10 protein-coding genes are annotated in these 17,470 nt (G+C 67.0%); 4 read left to right on the forward strand and 6 right to left on the reverse strand.

Features of this window, described 5'->3' with window-relative positions:
* Positions 1-63: 63 nt before the first annotated feature.
* The gene (locus ACFQZZ_RS21670; protein ID WP_378683620.1) at positions 64-6,246 is read left to right on the forward strand and encodes an amino acid adenylation domain-containing protein; all 6,183 of its coding nucleotides are present in this window, start codon (positions 64-66) and stop codon (positions 6,244-6,246) included.
* Positions 6,247-6,418: 172 nt separating this feature from the next.
* Here the strand turns inward: ACFQZZ_RS21670 and ACFQZZ_RS21675 are convergent, their stop codons facing one another.
* The 6 genes from ACFQZZ_RS21675 to ACFQZZ_RS21700 form a co-directional block, all read right to left on the reverse strand.
* On the reverse strand, positions 6,419-7,873 hold the full coding sequence (locus ACFQZZ_RS21675) for an NAD-dependent succinate-semialdehyde dehydrogenase (RefSeq protein ID WP_378684101.1): 1,455 nt from the start codon (positions 7,871-7,873) through the stop codon (positions 6,419-6,421).
* A gap of 115 nt (positions 7,874-7,988) precedes the next feature.
* Positions 7,989-9,332, reverse strand: coding sequence for a 4-aminobutyrate--2-oxoglutarate transaminase (gene gabT / locus ACFQZZ_RS21680; RefSeq protein WP_378683623.1), 1,344 nt, complete (start codon positions 9,330-9,332; stop codon positions 7,989-7,991).
* Between the two features lie 183 nt (positions 9,333-9,515).
* Positions 9,516-9,737, reverse strand: coding sequence for a hypothetical protein (locus tag ACFQZZ_RS21685; protein ID WP_378683626.1), 222 nt, complete (start codon positions 9,735-9,737; stop codon positions 9,516-9,518).
* Entirely contained in the window at positions 9,734-11,281 is a 1,548-nt protein-coding gene (locus ACFQZZ_RS21690; RefSeq protein ID WP_378683628.1) for an APC family permease, read from the reverse strand. The genes ACFQZZ_RS21685 and ACFQZZ_RS21690 overlap by 4 nt, the downstream gene beginning before the upstream one ends.
* Before the next feature lie 2 nt (positions 11,282-11,283).
* Positions 11,284-12,162, reverse strand: coding sequence for a universal stress protein (locus ACFQZZ_RS21695; RefSeq protein ID WP_378683631.1), 879 nt, complete (start codon positions 12,160-12,162; stop codon positions 11,284-11,286).
* Positions 12,163-12,175: 13 nt separating this feature from the next.
* Positions 12,176-13,606, reverse strand: coding sequence for a gamma-aminobutyraldehyde dehydrogenase (locus ACFQZZ_RS21700; protein ID WP_378683634.1), 1,431 nt, complete (start codon positions 13,604-13,606; stop codon positions 12,176-12,178).
* A gap of 133 nt (positions 13,607-13,739) precedes the next feature.
* Between ACFQZZ_RS21700 and ACFQZZ_RS21705 the strand changes: the two genes are divergently transcribed.
* The 3 genes from ACFQZZ_RS21705 (at position 13,740) to ACFQZZ_RS21715 (ending at position 17,438) form a co-directional block, all read left to right on the forward strand.
* Positions 13,740-15,266 carry a PucR family transcriptional regulator gene (locus ACFQZZ_RS21705; RefSeq protein ID WP_378683636.1) on the forward strand — a complete coding sequence of 509 codons (1,527 nt, stop codon included), beginning with the start codon at positions 13,740-13,742 and terminating at the stop codon, positions 15,264-15,266.
* A 124-nt stretch (positions 15,267-15,390) separates the two neighbouring features.
* Positions 15,391-15,906: an Lrp/AsnC family transcriptional regulator gene (locus tag ACFQZZ_RS21710; RefSeq protein ID WP_378683638.1), complete on the forward strand. Its 516-nt coding sequence runs from the start codon at positions 15,391-15,393 to the stop codon at positions 15,904-15,906.
* Positions 15,907-16,049: 143 nt separating this feature from the next.
* Positions 16,050-17,438 (forward strand): aspartate aminotransferase family protein, encoded by a 1,389-nt coding sequence (locus ACFQZZ_RS21715; protein WP_378683641.1) that lies wholly within the window; start codon positions 16,050-16,052, stop codon positions 17,436-17,438.
* The last annotated feature ends 32 nt before the right edge of the window (positions 17,439-17,470 follow it).

The raw sequence follows: 17,470 nt of genomic DNA on the forward strand, positions 1-17,470 counted from the left end.
TAGCGGAGCACCCGCGTTATACCATCGGGCCCGTTTGTTCACATCGCGCGGCAGGACGAGAACTTGACCAGTGGTACCCGGCAGGCTTCCTCGTCCTCGCGTCGTGGGCGTTCACGTCGGACCTACACATCGAATGCGCCAACTCTGGCCACTCTGCTTGCCGCGGCTGTCGAGCATAATCCGGATGGCGTTGCGGTGCTGTGCGAGGACGGCACGCTGACATATCGCGCCCTGGACGCGCGCTCATCACAGATGGCCAGAGTTTTGCTGGCGAGGGGAATCGGCCCGGAAATCCGTGTCGCGGTGGCACTGCCGCGATCGATCGATTCGGTGCTCGCGGTGTGGGCCGTCGCCAAGACAGGTGCCACATTCGTACCCATCGATCCGGACTTCCCGTCCGAGCAGATTGCGTTCCAGGTCGCCGACTGCGGCGCTGAGATCGGACTGACCCGTCAGCAATACGCCACTACCTTGCCCGGCGAAACCCAGTGGCTCGCCCTCGACGCCGCCGAGTTCGACGCACAGGTGTCGGCGCAATCGCCGACTCCCATCTCCTATCTCGACCGGCGAGCGCCGACGCGCGATACGAACCCGGCATACCTGATCTACACATCCGGCTCCACTGGCCTGCCCAAAGGTGTGGCGGTCACCCATGCCGGACTGGCCACCCTCTGCGCCGATCTCACCGCCCGGCACTCGCTCTCCCGCGCCGCGCGAACCTTGCATTTCGCCTCACCCAGCTTCGACGCGTCGGTATTGGAGCTGCTGCTTGCCATCGGCTCCGCCGCCACCATGGTGATCGCGCCGCCTTCGATCGACACCGGCGCCGAGCTGGCCGAGTTCCTGGCGCGCCACCAGGTCACCCATGCCTTCCTGACCCCTTCGGCACTGGCCTCGGTCGATCCGGCCGGACTCGATCTGCTGCGGGCGATCATCGTCGGCGGTGAGCCGTGCCCGCCTGCGCTCGTCGGCCGCTGGGCGGTGGCGGGCAGGCGATTCTGGAACGCCTACGGGCCAACCGAATCCACCATCGTGGCAACCATCAGCTCGCCACTGTCGCCCGAGACGCCGGTGACCATCGGTGCTGCCGTACCCGGCATGCGCCTGCGGGTGCTCGACCGGCGGCTGCGCCCCTGCGACGCCGGTGTCGCGGGCGAGCTGTATATCTCCGGTCCCGCCATCGGCCGCGGCTACCACGGTCGCGCCGGCCTGACCGCGCAGCGTTTTCCGGCCGAACCGCACGGCGCACCCGGCTCCAGGATGTATCGGACCGGCGACCTTGCCCGCTGGACCTCGGGCGGCAACCTCGAATATCTGGGCCGCACCGACGATCAGGTCAAGGTCCGTGGCTTCCGGATCGAGCTCGGCAAGATCGACGCGATCCTTGCGACGCAGCCCGAGGTGCGCTCGGCCGTCACCGTCGACCGGAAGAGCGCGGCAGGCGGAACCATCCTGGCGGCCTATATCGAGCCCGCAACCGGACGATCACCCGACCTGGCCGCGCTGGCGGACATGCTGGCCCAACAGCTACCGCATTACATGGTCCCTACCTCGATCACCATCGTGGACCGCATCCCGCTGACTCCCATCGGCAAAACCGATCGCGCGGCGCTGCGTGCCCGAACCGACGACCGTCGCGCCCATCGACCGCTTTCCGGTCCCACCGAGGAACTGGTCTCCTCGGTATTCGCCAGGGTGCTCGGGCACGAGCAGTTCGGGCCGGATTCCGATTTCTTCACCTCGGGCGGCAATTCCCTGCTCGCCACTCAGGTCGCCGCGCGACTGAGCGAGACGCGGCAGGCCCAGATCCCGGTCGGGCTGGTGTTCGACCACCCGACGATCGCCCTGCTCGCGAAGGCCATCCAGACGCACCTGCTCGATGCGGCCCGACCGGCTCTTGTCGCCCGTTCGCGACCCGAGCGAATTCCCTTGTCGCCCGCCCAGCTTCGATTCTGGCTGCGCAACCAGTTCGACACCACGTCCTCGGTGGACAACGTCGGGTTCGCACTCGGCATGTCGGGCGATCTCGATGTCGATGCGCTGCGTGCTGCGTTCGCCGACACCGTCGAGCGGCACGAGACGCTGCGCACCATGTATCCGGCCGACGACGACGGCCCACATCAGCTGGTACTCGAAACATTAAGTGCTGTCGCTGATTTCGCACCGGAGGACACTCATCCCGATGCCGTGCACGACCGGGTGCACGAGATACTGTGGCGCGGTTTCGACGTATCCACGGAAGTGCCGCTGCGTGCTCGGCTGCTGCGGGTGGACGGCGCGTACGTGTTGGCGTGCGCGACACACCATATTTGCGCCGACGGTTCCTCCCTCGCCCCGTTGGCGCGCGATGTCGCCGTCGCCTACGCCGCACGCGCGGCGGGCACCGCGCCCGCCTGGCTTCCGCTCGAGGTGCAGTACGCCGATTACGCTCTGTGGCAACAGCACCTGCTCGGTTCTCGCAACGACCCGGATTCGCTGCTGTCCCGGCAGCTCGCCTATTGGACGCACGAGCTGGCAGAGCTGCCCGACGACCTCGACCTGCCGACCGACCGCGCACGCCCGCCGGTGGCGTCGCTGCGTGGCGATGGGGAACAGCGAACCGTGCCTGCGGCGCTGCACCATGACCTGCTCGCCGTCGCACGGGCCCATCGGGCAACCCTGTTCATGGTGATGCGGACCGCGTTGGCCGTTCTGCTCGCGCGGCTGTCCGGCGGCACCGACATCGCCATCGGGGTGCCGATGACCAATCGCGCCGAGTCCGCGCTCGGGGATGTCGTCGGCATGTTCGTCAACACCACGGTGTCGCGCACCATGATCGACCCCGCCGAGAGTTTCGCGGATCTGCTTTCCAGGACCCGCGATCGGGACCTGGTGAACTTCGCGCACTCCGAGGTGCCGTTCGAACACGTCGTGGATGCCGTCAACCCGGTCCGGTCTCCGGGGCGACATCCGCTGTATCAGGTCGGTTTCGCGTTTCAGAACTTCGCCGAGGCCAATTTCGAGCTGTCCGGGCTGACCTTCTCCCCCTATGACGCCGATACCAGGACGGCGAAGACCGACCTGCATATCGTCGTCGTCGACTCCCACGACGACGACGGAGAACCCGGCCCGATCATCATCCGATTCGTCTATGCCACCGACCTTTTCGACGAAACGACGGTGCGCCGATTCCTCAACAGCTACCTGCGCATCCTGCACCGGGTTGCCGCCGATCCGGTCGGCGCGGTCGGCGATATCGACATCATGGAACCGCTGGAGCAACGGCGGATCCGATTCTGGTCTGCCGGACCCACCCACCCGATCGCACCCGAAACCCTGACCACGGCGCTGTGGCGGCACGCCGCGGCGACGCCGGGCGACGTCGCCGTGGTCTGCGGATCGGAGGCCGTAACCTACGGGCAGCTGCGAGATCGCTGTAATCGGTTGGCGCGGTGGCTTATTCAGCAGGGCGTCGGCCCGGACACCGTGGTCGCGGTAGCCATGCGCAGGTCCATCGATCAGGTCGTCGCGCTGTGCGCGATCGCCGAAGCGGGCGGGGCCTGGGTACCGATCGATCCCGATCATCCGGCCGAGCGGATTCGCTCGGTGCTCGAATCCGCCGCGCCGCGGTGCGTATTGACCACCGGCGGTGACACCTTCACGGTCGCCCCCGCGCACGCGGTCGACACCCTCGATCTCACGCAGTTCGATCCCGGACCGCTGGTCGACGCCGAGCGCCGAGCGCCACTGCGCGGCGACCATCCCGCCTACGTGATCTATACCTCCGGCTCCACCGGCCGCCCGAAAGGCGTTGTGGTCAGCCACGACGCTATCGTCAACCAGCTTGTCTGGATGCAGCAGCAGTACCGGATCGGCACCGCCGACACCTACTTGCAGAAGACCCCGGCGACGTTCGACGTGTCGCTGTGGGGGTACTTCCTGCCACTGCGCGCCGGTGCGCGACTTGTGCTCGCCGCACCGGGCGAGCACCGCGACCCCGCGGCATTGGGGAGGCTGATCGCCAAGCATCGCGTCACGCTCACCGATTTCGTTCCCGCCATGCTCTCGATGTTCGCCGCCCATGCCTCCGCATCCGAATTGACTTCGCTGCGCGCGGTTTTCGTGATCGGCGAGGCGCTGCCGCCGGAGACCGCGCGGGCGTTCGCCGCCATCTCCCGCGCCGAACTGCACAATATGTACGGCCCGACGGAAGCCGCGGTGAGCATCACCCATCACCGGGTCGAGGCCACCGACCTGACGTCCCCGCGTGTACCGATCGGCGCACCGGAGGGGAACTCCCAGAGCTTCGTCCTCGACACCAGGCTGCGACCGGTGCCTGTCGGCGCGGTGGGCGAACTCTATCTGGCCGGAGTCCAACTCGCTCGCGGCTACCATGGCGCCCACGGTCTGACCGCGGGCCGTTTCGTCGCGAACCCGTTGGGCGGCCCTGGCGACCGCATGTATCGAACCGGGGATCTGGTGCGCTGGACCCCGCGCGGCGCATTGGACTACCTCGGGCGCAGTGACTTTCAGGTGAAGGTGCGCGGGCACCGCATCGAGCTCGGCGAGATCGAAACCGCGCTGCTCGCCGACCCGACCGTCGGGCAAGCGGCGGTCGCGGTCAAACCGGCCAAGGACGGGGACCAGCTGGTCGGCTACGTCGTCGCGGCGCCGGAGGCCACAGTGGACCCGGATGCCTTGCGACGGTCAGTGTCTCGGGTGTTGCCGTCATACATGGTGCCGTCCGCGGTACTGCTCCTCGACGCGCTACCGGTGAATGCCAGCGGCAAGCTCGACCGTCCGGCGTTGCCGCAGCCGGTGTTCGCCGCCAGGGCCGGGCTCGCGCCGTCGACCGCACTCGAACACGCGATAGCCGAGGTATTCGCCGAGGTTCTCGCCGTGTCGCCGATCGGGGTCGAGGACGACTTCTTCGAGCTCGGCGGGTCCTCATTGATGGCTTTCACACTGCATCAACGACTTTCGTCCCGGCTCGAACGTGAGGTGCCGATGTCGGTGCTGCTCGCCGCTCCCACAGTGGGCGGCCTTGCCGCGCAGCTCACCGATGCGGCGGAGCCAACGGGGGCGCAGGCGCCTTCTCCGGCCGACGATGCCGTACTCGACGCCGGGATCGATATCCACGGGATCGCGGCAGCGCATCCCGGACCGCCGCGTGAGGTGCTGCTGACCGGCGCGACCGGATTCCTCGGCGCCCACCTGCTGCAAGAACTGCTGCAGCGCACCGATGCTCGGGTATGGTGCCTGATCCGCGCCAACACCGAGGCCGAGGGCGCCGACCGGATCCGCATGGCACTGCACCGGTACCGATTGTGGGACGATGCGGTCGCGGATCGGATCATCGCGGTTCCCGGCGATCTCGCCGCGGCACGACTCGGTTTGTCCGACGCCGACTTCGACCGACTCGCCGACAGCATCGACGTCATCTACCACAATGGCGCCCGCGTCAATCACGTCGATCCCTATGCACGGCTGCGAAATGCCAATGTCGAGGGCACCAGGGACGTGCTGCGTCTGGCCACGACGCGACGGGTCAAGCCGGTACATTTCGTCTCCACGATGGGTGTCGCCGTCTCGACCACGCCGGTATCCGACGTCGTCGAGGAGACCGTCCGGCTGCGGGCCGAAGAGATCTCCGAGAACGGCTACCTCACCTCCAAGTGGGTCGCCGAGGAACTGGTGCGGCAGGCGGGCGAGCGCGGCGTCCCGGTCGCCATCTACCGTCCAGGGACGATCAGTGGCGATACCCGCATCGGTGTGAACAGTGCCGACGATTCGTTCTGGAACATGATCCGCGCCGCCGCGATCCTCGGGATCGCACCGGACGTCGGCGACGTGACGGTCTCGCTGGTCCCGGTGAACTACGTCGCGGGCGCGCTCGTCGAGATCTCCGCCCACCTCGGGTCGGAGATCGTGTACCACCTGGTCAACCGCACTCCGTTGGTGGTGCGCGACATCTTCGATGCCCTGCGCGACCACGGCCTTCCGGTAACGACCGCACCGCTGGAGACCGTCCGCGCCGAGCTCGACCGCGAATCCCGCCTGCGCAACGATGCGGGCGACGATTCGCTCGTGCGCGCGGCGCTGCTCAGCGCGAACTTCGCGGGCCTGGCCGGACATCTCGACTGGGGCGACGCACACAGCCGCACCGCCTTGGCAGGCACCGGCATCGAGTGCCCGCCCCTCACCCGGCCGATTCTCGATACCTACATCAGGGAGTTCATCGCATCCGGGTTCCTGCCGCCGCGATAGCGCCGCGACCGCATCCACGGGGCGGGCACCGGGGTTTCATGGGGACGGCTCGATCCCCGGCGTCATCGAAGCCGGGGATCGAGCGGTCGCCGAAGTCGTCACCGCTGTACGCGCCGACCACTCCGAAGCTCTCCCGCAGCCCCTCATCCGTGCCGCGGGTGAGCCGCCGCCGCTACTGCAAGGCGATGTATTTGGTTTCGAGATACTCCTCGATGCCCTCGGTGCCCGCCTCGCGGCCGATGCCGGACTGTTTCACGCCGCCGAACGGCGCGGCGACGTCGGAGATGATGCCGCGGTTCACCCCGACCATTCCGGATTCGAGTGCTTCGGCCACTCGCAGCGCGCGGTCCAGGTCCGTGGTGTAAATGTATGCGGCCAAACCGAATTCGGTGTTGTTGGCCGCGGCAATGCCCTCGGCCTCGCCGTCGAATCCGGTGATCGCCGCGACCGGGCCGAATACCTCCTCGCGCAGAATGCGCGCGTCGGCGGGCACGTCCGCCAATACCGTCGGCTCGTAGAAGTAGCCCTCTCCTGCGGCATTCGCGCCGCCGGTGGTGACCACCGCACCCTTCGCCGCCGCGTCGCGCACCAGGTCGGCGACCGTATTGCGCTGCTTCTCGCTGATGAGCGGCCCGACCTGGACTCCGTCCAGATGGCCTGGCCCGACCTTCAGCGCGCGCATTCTGGCGGTCAGCATCGCCGTGAATTGTTCGCGCACCGCGTTGTCGACGTGGAAGCGGTTCGCCGCGGTGCACGCTTCGCCGGTGTTGCGCATTTTGGCCGCCATCGCGCCATCCACCGCGGCATCCAGATCCGCGTCCGCGAACACGACGAACGGCGCGTTGCCGCCGAGTTCCATGGAGGTGCGCAGCACGCTCGTGGCCGATTGGGCGAGCAGGAGCTTGCCGACGCCGGTCGAGCCGGTGAAGGTCACCTTCCGCAGCCGGTCATCGGCGAACATCGGGTCGGTGAGCTGCGCCGCCCGCGAGGTCGGCAGGATCGACAGCACACCGGCGGGCAGACCGGCGTCGGCGAACACCTGTCCGAGCAGCAACATGGTCAGCGGGGTTTCCGCAGCGGGCTTGACCACCATCGTGCAGCCTGCCGCGAAGGCGGGCGCGATCTTTCGGGTGCCCATGGCGAGTGGGAAGTTCCATGGCGTGATCGCCAAGGTCGGGCCGACCGGCTGCTTGGTGACCAGGATGCGGCCGGTGCCCGAGGGCGAGTGCGTGTAGCGGCCGTTCACCCGGACCGCCTCCTCGGCGAACCAGCGCAAGAACTCCGCGCCGTAGGTGACCTCGCCGTAGCTCTCCGCGAGCGGCTTGCCCATTTCCAGGGTCATCAACAGCGCGAAATCGTCGCGACGCGCAATCACCAGTTCCCACGCGCGGCGCAGGATGTCCGAGCGCTGCCGGGATGACGTTGCGGCCCAGTCCTTTTGCACTCGGGCGGCGGCGTCCAGCGCAAGCGCGCCATCGACCGCGTCGGCATCTGCCACCTCGACGAGCACGTCACCGGTCGCTGGATTGTGCACCGGGAAGGTGCGGCCGTCCTTCGCAGGCACCTGTTCGCCCGCAACCCACAGTCCGGTCGGCAGTGAGGCGAGTAGGGCAGCCACGTCACGCATCGTCAGATTCTCCTCGATCACTTCGAAATGGTTCAGCCCGTGCGGGGTCAGTCAAGAATTCAGCAGGTGCGCATGGTGGGGCACACCACGCGGTCGGGCACTCGCACCGCGTCGGTCACCGGGTCAGGCGGCGCAGCGCGTCCGCGAGCACATCGATGCCGTCGGCCAGCAACTCGTCACCGATGACCAGCGGCGGCAGTAGCCGGATGACATTCCCGTTGGTCCCGCACGTCAACAGCACAACGCCTGCCGCAAGCGCCTCGGCGGCAACCGCTTTGGTCAGGACCGGATCCGGTTCCGTAGTGCCTGGCCGCACGATCTCGATCGCGAGCATGCCGCCGCGACCACGCACTTCGCCGATCACGCCGACCTCCTCGGCGAGCGCGAGCAGCTTCGGTACGACAGCGGCCTCGATGGCGCGCGCTCTGGCGGGCAGATCGAGTTCGCGCATCACCGACAGCGTGGCGAGCGCGGCCGCGCAGGCGACCGGATTGCCGCCGTAGGTGCCGCCGAGACCGCCGGGGTGCACCGCGTCGAGCAGGTCGGCCCGCCCGGTGATGGCCGCGAGCGGCATACCACCCGCGATCCCCTTGGCCATGGTGATGATGTCGGGCACGACACCCTCGTGTTCGCTGGCGAACCACGCACCGGTGCGCGCGAAGCCGGTCTGCACCTCATCCGCGATGAAGACGATGCCGTTGCGCCGTGCCCAATCCGCCAGCGCCGGAAGGAAACCCGGTGCCGGAACGATGAATCCACCCTCACCCTGGATCGGTTCGATGATCAGCGCGGCCACCGAGGCGGCGCCGAGCTGTGCCTCGATACGCGAGATCGCGCGCTGGGCCGCCTGTTCGCCGGTCAGTCCGGCTTCGTCGCGGTACGGGTAGGAGGTCGGCATCCGGTAGATCTCGGGAGCGAACGGCCCGAAGTTCGTCTTGTACGGCATGGATTTCGCGGTCAAGGCCATCGTCAGGTTGGTGCGCCCGTGGTAGGCGTGGTCGAACGCGACGACCGCGGTCCTTCCGGTGGCCAAGCGCGCCACCTTGATCGCGTTCTCCACCGCCTCCGCACCGGAGTTGAACAGCACGGTGCGCTTCTCGTGGTCGCCGGGCGTCAGCGCGACGAGCTGCTCGGCCACCTCTACGTAGCCTTCGTACGGCGTGACCATGAAGCAGGTGTGGGTGAACCGGGCCGCCTGCTCGGCGACGGCCGCCGCGACCGCGGGATGCGAGGCGCCCACGCTGGTGACGGCGATGCCGGAACCCAAGTCGATCAGCGAATTACCGTCGACGTCGACGATCACACCGCCGTCGGCATCGGCCGCGTAGACCGGCACCGACGAACCGACACCCGCAGCCACCGCGGCCTTACGGCGGTCGGTCAGCGCCGCCGACCGCGGCCCTGGCAGGGCGGTGACAATAGTGCGCTGCTGCGGCAGTCGGTGGTCGATGTCGATCATCTTCAGGCTCCCGTCGGGTCGAAATGTCTGTCTCTAGTCTTTGCGGAATCGGTTCCGCGAACCAGCGCCATTTCGGCCACGCGCCGCCCACCCTCGCGCCATTTCGTCGACTGCGCGGAAGCGCGGCCGTATGCCGTCGGCGATTGCGGGCTACTGCCTCTGCTGGGCATCAGGCGCCGCTGGTCACGACCCCAGGTAGAGTCGTTCGCACGGCAGGCGCGGGAGCAGCCGACAGTCCTCGATCGTGTCCTGTATCAATTCGATTGTGCACCGATGCTTTCGCGCGCAATCGTGGATAAAATTGCGTGCCGCCGCGGCGGCGGCCGTGTAGTCGAAGACCACGTCGGCCAGCCATATCCGCAGGTGCACATCACCTTCGGATCGGAACCATCCTTCGATGGTCATGGCATATCGCCTCCTCCGGCAACGTACGGTTGGTAATCCTGTCGCTCGAGCGTGCCGCCACGGAAGAATTCGGGATTGCGCCACCGCATCGCCAGCATCAGTACCGCGCCGAGGCACAGAATCCCGAAGCCCATGTAGAACACCAGTCCGATGCCGCCGATCGAGGCCCCGCTGCCGTTGTCCGGGTCCATGCTCTCGCGCACCGAGATCACGAAAACCGTCGCCAGCATGAGCCCGCCGAGCAGCGGGAACAGGAATTTGAAGACGATATTGCGGGTGCTGGTGAACAGCTCCCTGCGGAAATACCAGACGCAGGCGAACGCGGTGATGCCGTAGTACCAGCAGATCATGATGCCAAGTGCGGCAATGGTATCCAACAGGGTGTGTTCCGAAAGCAGCGTGACCACGGTGTAGAACCCGCCGGTGACGACGCCCGCCACGATGGTGCTGAACGACGGCACCAGGAACCGGGGGCTGACTTCGGCGAACTTCTTCGGGAACGCGCCGTACGCGCCCATCGCGAGCATGGTGCGGGCGGCGGGCAGGAAGGTTGTCTGCAGGCTCGCCGCCGAGGAAGCGAAGACCGCCAGCATCAGCAGCGGCCCTGCCCAGCCGCCGAGCACCGGATCGGCCAGCGCACCGAAGACATTGTCGGCGTTCTCCTCGTTACCGAGGCCAAGTCCGCTGTCGCCGACACCGGCGTACATCATCACCGCGACCGCGACGAGCAAGTAGGTCAACAGGATCGAGAGCACGCAGAGCAGTCCCGCCCGGCCGGGCACCCTGGTGGGATCCTTGGATTCCTCGCCGAGGGTCAGGCAGGTGTCCCAGCCCCAGAAGGCGAAGATGGAGCCGGTCAGGCCGATGGCGAACGCGCTCACCGTGATTCCGGTGAACGGGTTGAACCAGTCGAAGCTGAACGTGAGGGATCCCGGTGCGTCGCCCTGTCCGACATGGACAAGCGCCATCACCGCGAACGCCAGCAGCACGATCATCTGGAAGCCGACGAGCACGTACTGGACCCGCTGACTGGTGGTGATGCCACGGCTGGCGATGAAGGTGGCGACAGCGATGAACAGCAGAGTCGTCGCGATATTGACGCCCTTGTTGCCTGCCAGATCGGCGATTCCGGGACTGTTGAAGACCCGGGCGAAGAACAGATAGAAGAATTCCACGGCGATCGCGGCCAGATTGGACAGCACAATGATCGTCGCCATCACCATGCCCCAGCCGCACATCCATCCGACGTAGGGCCCGAAGGCCTTGGTGGACCAGGTGAACGACGCACCGCAATCGGGCACCCGCGAGTTCAACTCGCGGTAAGCGTATGCGGTCAGGAACATCGGGATGAAGCCCGCGATGAGGATGGCGGGCATCTTCAATCCGACGGCGGCGACGATCAGGCCGATGCTGGCGGTCAGTGTGTAGCCGGGCGCGACGCACGAAATACCCAGTACCGCACCGGCGAAGGTGCCGACCTTGCCCGGTGCCAGCCCCTTGTCGACAAACGGCTCGGCAGACGATTCGGCGGTGTCACTTGCCATGCTCATGCCTCCCCCTCTTTCGGAACCACGACCATCGGTACCTGGAGGACTCTGAGCATCTTCGCGGCGGTAGAACCGAGGAACAGGCGACGGGGTTGGGCGAGTCGGCTGGAGCCGACCATGATCAGGTCGCCCTCGTGCCATTCGAGCTTGTTGACGGCGGCCTCGACCGTCGGACCGTCAGTCGCGGAGGACGTCACCGGAAAGTCTTCGGGTAGTGCGGATTTCGCGCTATCCAGCGTCTCTCGTGCGTGTTCGAGCGCTCGATTGCGGACCGCGGCGGGTAGATCGTCGGCGCGGCGGGGGCCGTGCATGGGATCGAGGGCGACCAGCGAAACCAGCCGCAGCGGCGTTCCCGCCGCCCTGCTGGCGCGGACCGCGATGTCCAGCAGCAGATCCGCGCCGGGGCGATCGCCGATCGCGCAGGTCACCTCGCGGACACGGGCTACGGTCGAATTGCGGGTGCCGCGCGGGGCCAAGGCCAGGGGTACCGGCGCGGAATGCAGCAGATCGCTTGCGACGGAACCGATGGAGTGGCGGTCGATGAGCCCGTCACCCGCGGCCCCGATGACGATCGCCTCGGCATCCAGCTTCTCGGCCTGTTCGATCAGACCGGCAGCGAACGATTCGTTGAAACTGATATGCGTCTGCGCCACAATGCCTTTCGGCACCGAGGCCGCCGCCTCGGCGAGCCACTGCCGCGCCTGCTCGGCAAGCACATCCTCGTACCCGCCGGTCGGCACCGCGCCCGCCGCCGCATGATCGGGCGGCAGCACCATGCAGATATCCAGCCGGGCATCCAATGTCCTGGCGAGCCGGATCGCGAGCGCCAAACCATCCTCGCCACTCGGCGTGGCGAGGTAGCCGGCCACCAATCTCATGTGCCGACCCGCCCTACTCGTGTGAGCTCATGACGTGCTTGACGCGGGTGTATTCCTCCACGCTGTAGGCCGAGAGATCCTTGCCGTAGCCGGAGAACTTGAACCCGCCGTGCGGCATCTCCGCGACGAGCGGGATATGGCAGTTCACCCATACCGCGCCGAAATCCAGTGCGCGAGTGAGTCGTTCCACCCTGGCGTGGTCCTTGGTCCACACGCTCGCCGCCAGCCCGTAGCGCACGCCGTTGGCGTACTCGATCGCTTGGGCTTCGTCGCGGAACGGCTGCACGGTCAGCACCGGGCCGAACGTCTCGTCCTGGACGATGTCATCGCTCTGCAGCACCTCGGTGACGATGGTCGGTTCGACAAAGAATCCCTTGTCACCCAGGCGCTTTCCGCCGGTGACGACCTGCGCGTGCGACGGCAGCGCGTCGAGTTTGCGCAGTACCTCGGTGAAGTGGTTGATGTTGTTGAGCGGGCCGTAGAACGTCTCCGGATCATCGGGCAGGCCGGGTTTCAAAGTTTCGGTCTTCTTCACCAACGCGTCCACGAGCTGGTCGTGGATCGACTCGTGCACGAGCACCCTGGTGGCCGCGGTACAGTCCTGGCCCGCGTTGAAGAAGGCCGCCTCGGCTATTCCGCTTGCGGCCGTTTCGATGTCGACGTCGCCGAACACAACGGCGGGCGCTTTGCCGCCGAGCTCGAGGTGCGTGCGTTTGACCTGCTGCGCGGCTGTCGCGGCGACCGCGATGCCCGCGCGTACCGATCCGGTGATCGAGACCAGGCCCGGCGTCGGGTGACCGACCAACTCCGCGCCGGTGCCACCGTCGCCGAGTACGACGTTGAACACGCCGTCGGGCAGGATGCCCTTGGTCAGCTCGGCCAACACCAGCGTGCTTTCCGGGGTGGTGTCGCTCGGCTTGAGCACGATGGTGTTGCCCGCCGCGAGCGCGGGGCCGATCTTCCAGATCGCCATCATGAACGGGTAGTTCCACGGCGTCACCTGGCCGACCACACCGATCGGCTCACGGCGCACATAGGAGCTGAAGCCCGCCATGTACTCCCCCGCCGACTTGCCCTCCAGCATCCTGGCGGCGCCCGCGAAGAACCTGATCTGGTCGGCGCTCACCGCGATCTCCTCGGCGGCGATGATCGACTTCGGCTGCCCGGTGTTGCGGCATTGCGCCTCGACCAGTTCATCGCTGTGCGCCTCGATGGCGTCGGCCAGCTTCAGCAGTGCGGCCTGCCGGACGCTCGGCGTGGTCTTGCCCCAGGATTCGAATGCCCGCTCGGCGGCCGCCATGGCGGCATCGATGTCGGCCCGGTTCGAGATCGGGGCTTGCCCGACGACGGTCTCGTCCACCGGATTCACCAGGTCGAGGGTTTCGGTGGCGGACGAAGCCACGAATTCGCCATCGATAAAGTTCTGGAGCGCAGGCCTCGACATTGTTTATCGTCCATCTCTCGGTGCGTTGTCCGGGGTTTGCCTAGGTCTAGTGTGCCCTGCGGCACAATTGCGCACACCCTGCCAAGATGGATAAGACTCAGAAAATTCTTCGACATTCTGTACACTCCGAGTGATGGCGGTTCCTGTTAGCTGGGTGTTGTCCCAGCTCGATCTGGTGCTGCGGCTGAAGGGCGGCGCGGCGGGGGTCGGCCGCGAGATCGACCTGGTGCTCACCTCCGAGCTCGAAAGCCCGTTCCGCTGGCTATCGGGCGGGGAACTGCTGCTCACCACCGGGATGCGACTGCCGTCGACGACGCGGCAACGGCTCGAATATCTGCGCGGCCTCGACGAATGCGGTGTCGCCGCAGTCGGATTCGGTACCGGACTGACCCACGCCGAGGTCCCGGCCGATCTCGTGGAAGCGGCCGATGCGATCGGCCTTCCGCTCTTCGAGGTGCCGTTGCCGACCCCGTTCGCGGCCATCGTCAAACGGGTGACGGCACGGCTGGCGCAATTGCAGTACGACGCACTGCTGCGTGCCTCGCGAGCCCAACCGCGCATGACACGGGCGCTGATCAAAGCAGGCGCGCAAGCCATCGTGCGGGAATTGGCCACCTCGCTTGCCGCGAAGGTCCTGATGCTCGATGCGGCGGGCACCGTCACCGAATGCCATCCGGGTACGCCGGACGACGACCTACTGCGAACGGTGCGCACGGCGCTTGCCGCGGGCCCGGCCGAGTCGGCGAGCAGCGTCCGCACCTTTACCTCCGGGATGTCGATCACCCACCAGCGCATCAGCGTCGGCCGCAGCTCCTACGGTGATCTGGTGGTGGTCAGCCCGGCGCCGCTCAGCGCTGTCGACCAGATCCTGCTCGGGCACGCCAATTCGCTACTGGCGCTCGATTTCGAGAAGCCCGCACGGCTGGAGGCCGCGCAGCAGCTGATCAACAGCAGCGTGCTCGGGCTGCTGCTCGGTACCGAAGCCGATCGCGCTCCGGCCTGGGCACAGTTGACGCAGGCCGCCGACGCCCATGGCCGCATCCGCGTACTCGTCGCCGAGTGCGACACCGCTGACGCGGTCGCCGAGATACGGGTTGCGGTTGCGGGCACGCTGAGCCGGTCCGGGTATCCACTGTTCATGCACGTCATGGACCGCCGGGTGATCGTCGTGTTGCCCGGCACCGAGGGCACGGCACTTGCCCGTCAGGTCTCGATCGAGATCGATACTGGGATGAGGAAGATGATCCGCACCGGTTTGAGCGGCGCGCATCCGCTGCACGGCCTCACCGAGATGCTGGCGAATGCCGAGCTCGCCGCCTCCGCCGCCGAACGCGGCGGTCCACCCGCGGAATTCACCGCCCTCGCCGGTCGTTCGCTGCTGTCGTTCGATGCCACCAGGCAGGTGCTCAGCGCGTTGGCCGACACGATGCTCACCCCGCTCGTCGACTACGACCGCGTGCACGGCACCGATCTGCTGAGCTCGCTGCGTGCGTTCCTGGAGGCGAACGGGCAGTGGGAATCGGCCGCGGCCGTGACCGGGGCGCACCGGCACACGCTGCGCAAGCGGATCGCCACCGCGCAGAGCGTGCTCGGCTGCGATCTCGACAATGCCCGGGTGCGCGCGGAACTGCTGCTCGCACTGCTCGCTCGCAGCTCCTGAATTGCGACGACAGCCCGGGTCGCGGGCGACACCGCGAAATGAATGTCGCCAGTCGTAAAATTCGACGGATTTCGTTGTTCACGGTGTCTGGCATCGGCGCATCCGTCCGCGATGATCGCGACGAATGTTGTCCACCACAGCACCTCGAGGAAGGATGCGGCGAGTGACCGACCAAGAACCGAACCGGCCGATGCCGGTGCTCGACGACATCTCCAAGCGGATCATCGCCCAACTGCAGGAGGACGGGCGGCGCGCCTACGCGACCATCGGCAAGGCGGTCGGTCTGTCGGAGGCGGCGGTCCGGCAGCGGGTGCAGCGCCTGTCGGACGCGGGCGTGATCCAGATCGTCGCTGTCTCGGATCCCTTGCAGGTCGGCCTGTTTCGCCAGGCGATGATCGCGGTCACCGTCGACGGACCGCTGCAGCCGGTGGCCGACGCCCTCACCGCCATGGACGAGATCAGCTATGTGGTCGAGTGCGCGGGCCGCTACGACATCCTGTGCGAAGCGGTCTGCACCGACGACGAGGCGCTGCTGAACCTGGCCTCCAACCGGCTGCGCACGCTGCCCGGCGTGCGGCACGCGGAGATCATGGTCTACCTCAAATTGCGCAAGCAGACCTACAAGTGGAGCACCCGCTGACCGAACAACGAAATCCGTTGCTTAGAGCAGTCTTTTGATCTATATCAGTCGTATGTCACCTGATCGGCAGCGGATTTAGTTGCGAGACGCTGAGCGGTGTGGGATAACCGAGTGGACCAGTCCCGCCTCCGAGGAGTCCGCACATGACTGCCACCACCGAGTTCCATCCCATCGCCGCACAGGACGCGGCGCGGGTCGTCCGGGACCACCTGTGGATGCACTTCACGCCGCACACCCCCACCACCGGCCCGGATGTTCCGGTGATCGTGCGGGGCGAAGGCGCCTACGTCTGGGACTCCAACGGCAAGCGATACCTGGATGGACTTGCGGGCTTGTTCGCGGTGCAGGTCGGGCACGGTCGCGAGGAACTCGCCGAGGCCGCGGCCCGCCAGACTCGCCAGCTCGCGTACTTCCCGATCTGGGGCTACGCCCACCCGACCGCCATCGAACTCGCCGAACGCCTCGCAAACGATGCGCCCGGCGACCTCAACCGCGTGTTCTTCACCGTCAGCGGCGGCGAATCGGTGGAGACGGCATGGAAGCTGGCCAGGCAGTACTTCAAGCTCGTCGGCAAGCCGACCAAGCACAAGGTGATCAGCCGTTCGATGGCCTATCACGGCACGTCGCTCGGCGCGCTGTCCATTACCGGAATCCCGGGCGCTAAGGCCGATTTCGAGCCGCTGGTGCCGAGCACCCAGCGGGTGCCGCACACCAACTTCTACCGCGCCACCGAGCACGCCGACGACTACGAGGCCTACGGCCGGTGGGCGGCGGACCGGATCGAAGAGGCCATCGAATTCGAGGGCGCCGACACGGTGGCCGCGGTCTTCCTCGAGCCGGTGCAGAACACCGGCGGCTGTTTCGTGCCGCCGCCGGGATACTTCCAGCGCGTCCGCGAGATCTGCGACCGGCACGACGTGCTCCTCGTTTCCGACGAGGTGATCTGCGCCTTCGGCCGCCTCGGCCACGACTTCGGCGCGAAGCGCTTCGGCTACCAGCCCGACATCCTCACCACCGCAAAGGGACTCACGTCCGGGTACGCGCCGCTGGGCGCGGTGCTTGTCAGCGACCGGCTGATGGAACCGTTCCAGCACGGCGCCACCTTCATGCACGGCTCCACCTATGGCGGCCACCCCGTGTCCTGCGCGGTCGCGCTCGCCAATCTCGACCTCATCGAACGCGACGGCATCTACGAGCATGTGCTCGCCAACGAGTCCGCGTTCCGATCCACCCTCGAAAAGCTCACCGACCTGCCCATCGTCGGCGATGTTCGCGGCACCGGCTACTTCTATGCGGTCGAACTCGTCAAGGACCGCGACACCAAGGAGCGGTTCACCGACGAGGAGGCCAATCGCATCCTGAAGGGCTACGTCTCGAAGGCGATGTTCGACGCGGGCCTGCACTGCCGCGCCGACGACCGCGCCGAACCGGTCATCCAGTTGGCCCCGCCGCTGATCTGCGATCAGACCCAGTTCGACGAGATGGAACAGATCCTGCGCGAGGCGCTCACCGGAGCGTGGGCCCAGCTCTGAGCGATGCCTCAGTTGCTGCCGTCTTCTGCCAC

Origin of the sequence: Nocardia sp. GCM10030253 (assembly GCF_042675075.1) — a bacterium.
Lineage (GTDB): Bacteria > Actinomycetota > Actinomycetes > Mycobacteriales > Mycobacteriaceae > Nocardia.

What these genes read in the sequence shown, in the direction of transcription:
- ACFQZZ_RS21695 (WP_378683631.1), bottom strand. Translation starts at nt 12,162, where the DNA reads ATGAGATTGGTGGCCGGCTACCTCGCCACGCCGAGTGGCGAGGATGGT.
- ACFQZZ_RS21675 (WP_378684101.1), bottom strand. Translation starts at nt 7,873, where the DNA reads ATGCGTGACGTGGCTGCCCTACTCGCCTCACTGCCGACCGGACTGTGG.
- ACFQZZ_RS21685 (WP_378683626.1), bottom strand. Translation starts at nt 9,737, where the DNA reads ATGACCATCGAAGGATGGTTCCGATCCGAAGGTGATGTGCACCTGCGG.
- gabT (WP_378683623.1), bottom strand. Translation starts at nt 9,332, where the DNA reads ATGATCGACATCGACCACCGACTGCCGCAGCAGCGCACTATTGTCACC.
- ACFQZZ_RS21710 (WP_378683638.1), top strand. Translation starts at nt 15,391, where the DNA reads ATGTTGTCCACCACAGCACCTCGAGGAAGGATGCGGCGAGTGACCGAC.
- ACFQZZ_RS21705 (WP_378683636.1), top strand. Translation starts at nt 13,740, where the DNA reads ATGGCGGTTCCTGTTAGCTGGGTGTTGTCCCAGCTCGATCTGGTGCTG.
- ACFQZZ_RS21690 (WP_378683628.1), bottom strand. Translation starts at nt 11,281, where the DNA reads ATGGCAAGTGACACCGCCGAATCGTCTGCCGAGCCGTTTGTCGACAAG.
- ACFQZZ_RS21700 (WP_378683634.1), bottom strand. Translation starts at nt 13,606, where the DNA reads ATGTCGAGGCCTGCGCTCCAGAACTTTATCGATGGCGAATTCGTGGCT.
- ACFQZZ_RS21715 (WP_378683641.1), top strand. Translation starts at nt 16,050, where the DNA reads ATGACTGCCACCACCGAGTTCCATCCCATCGCCGCACAGGACGCGGCG.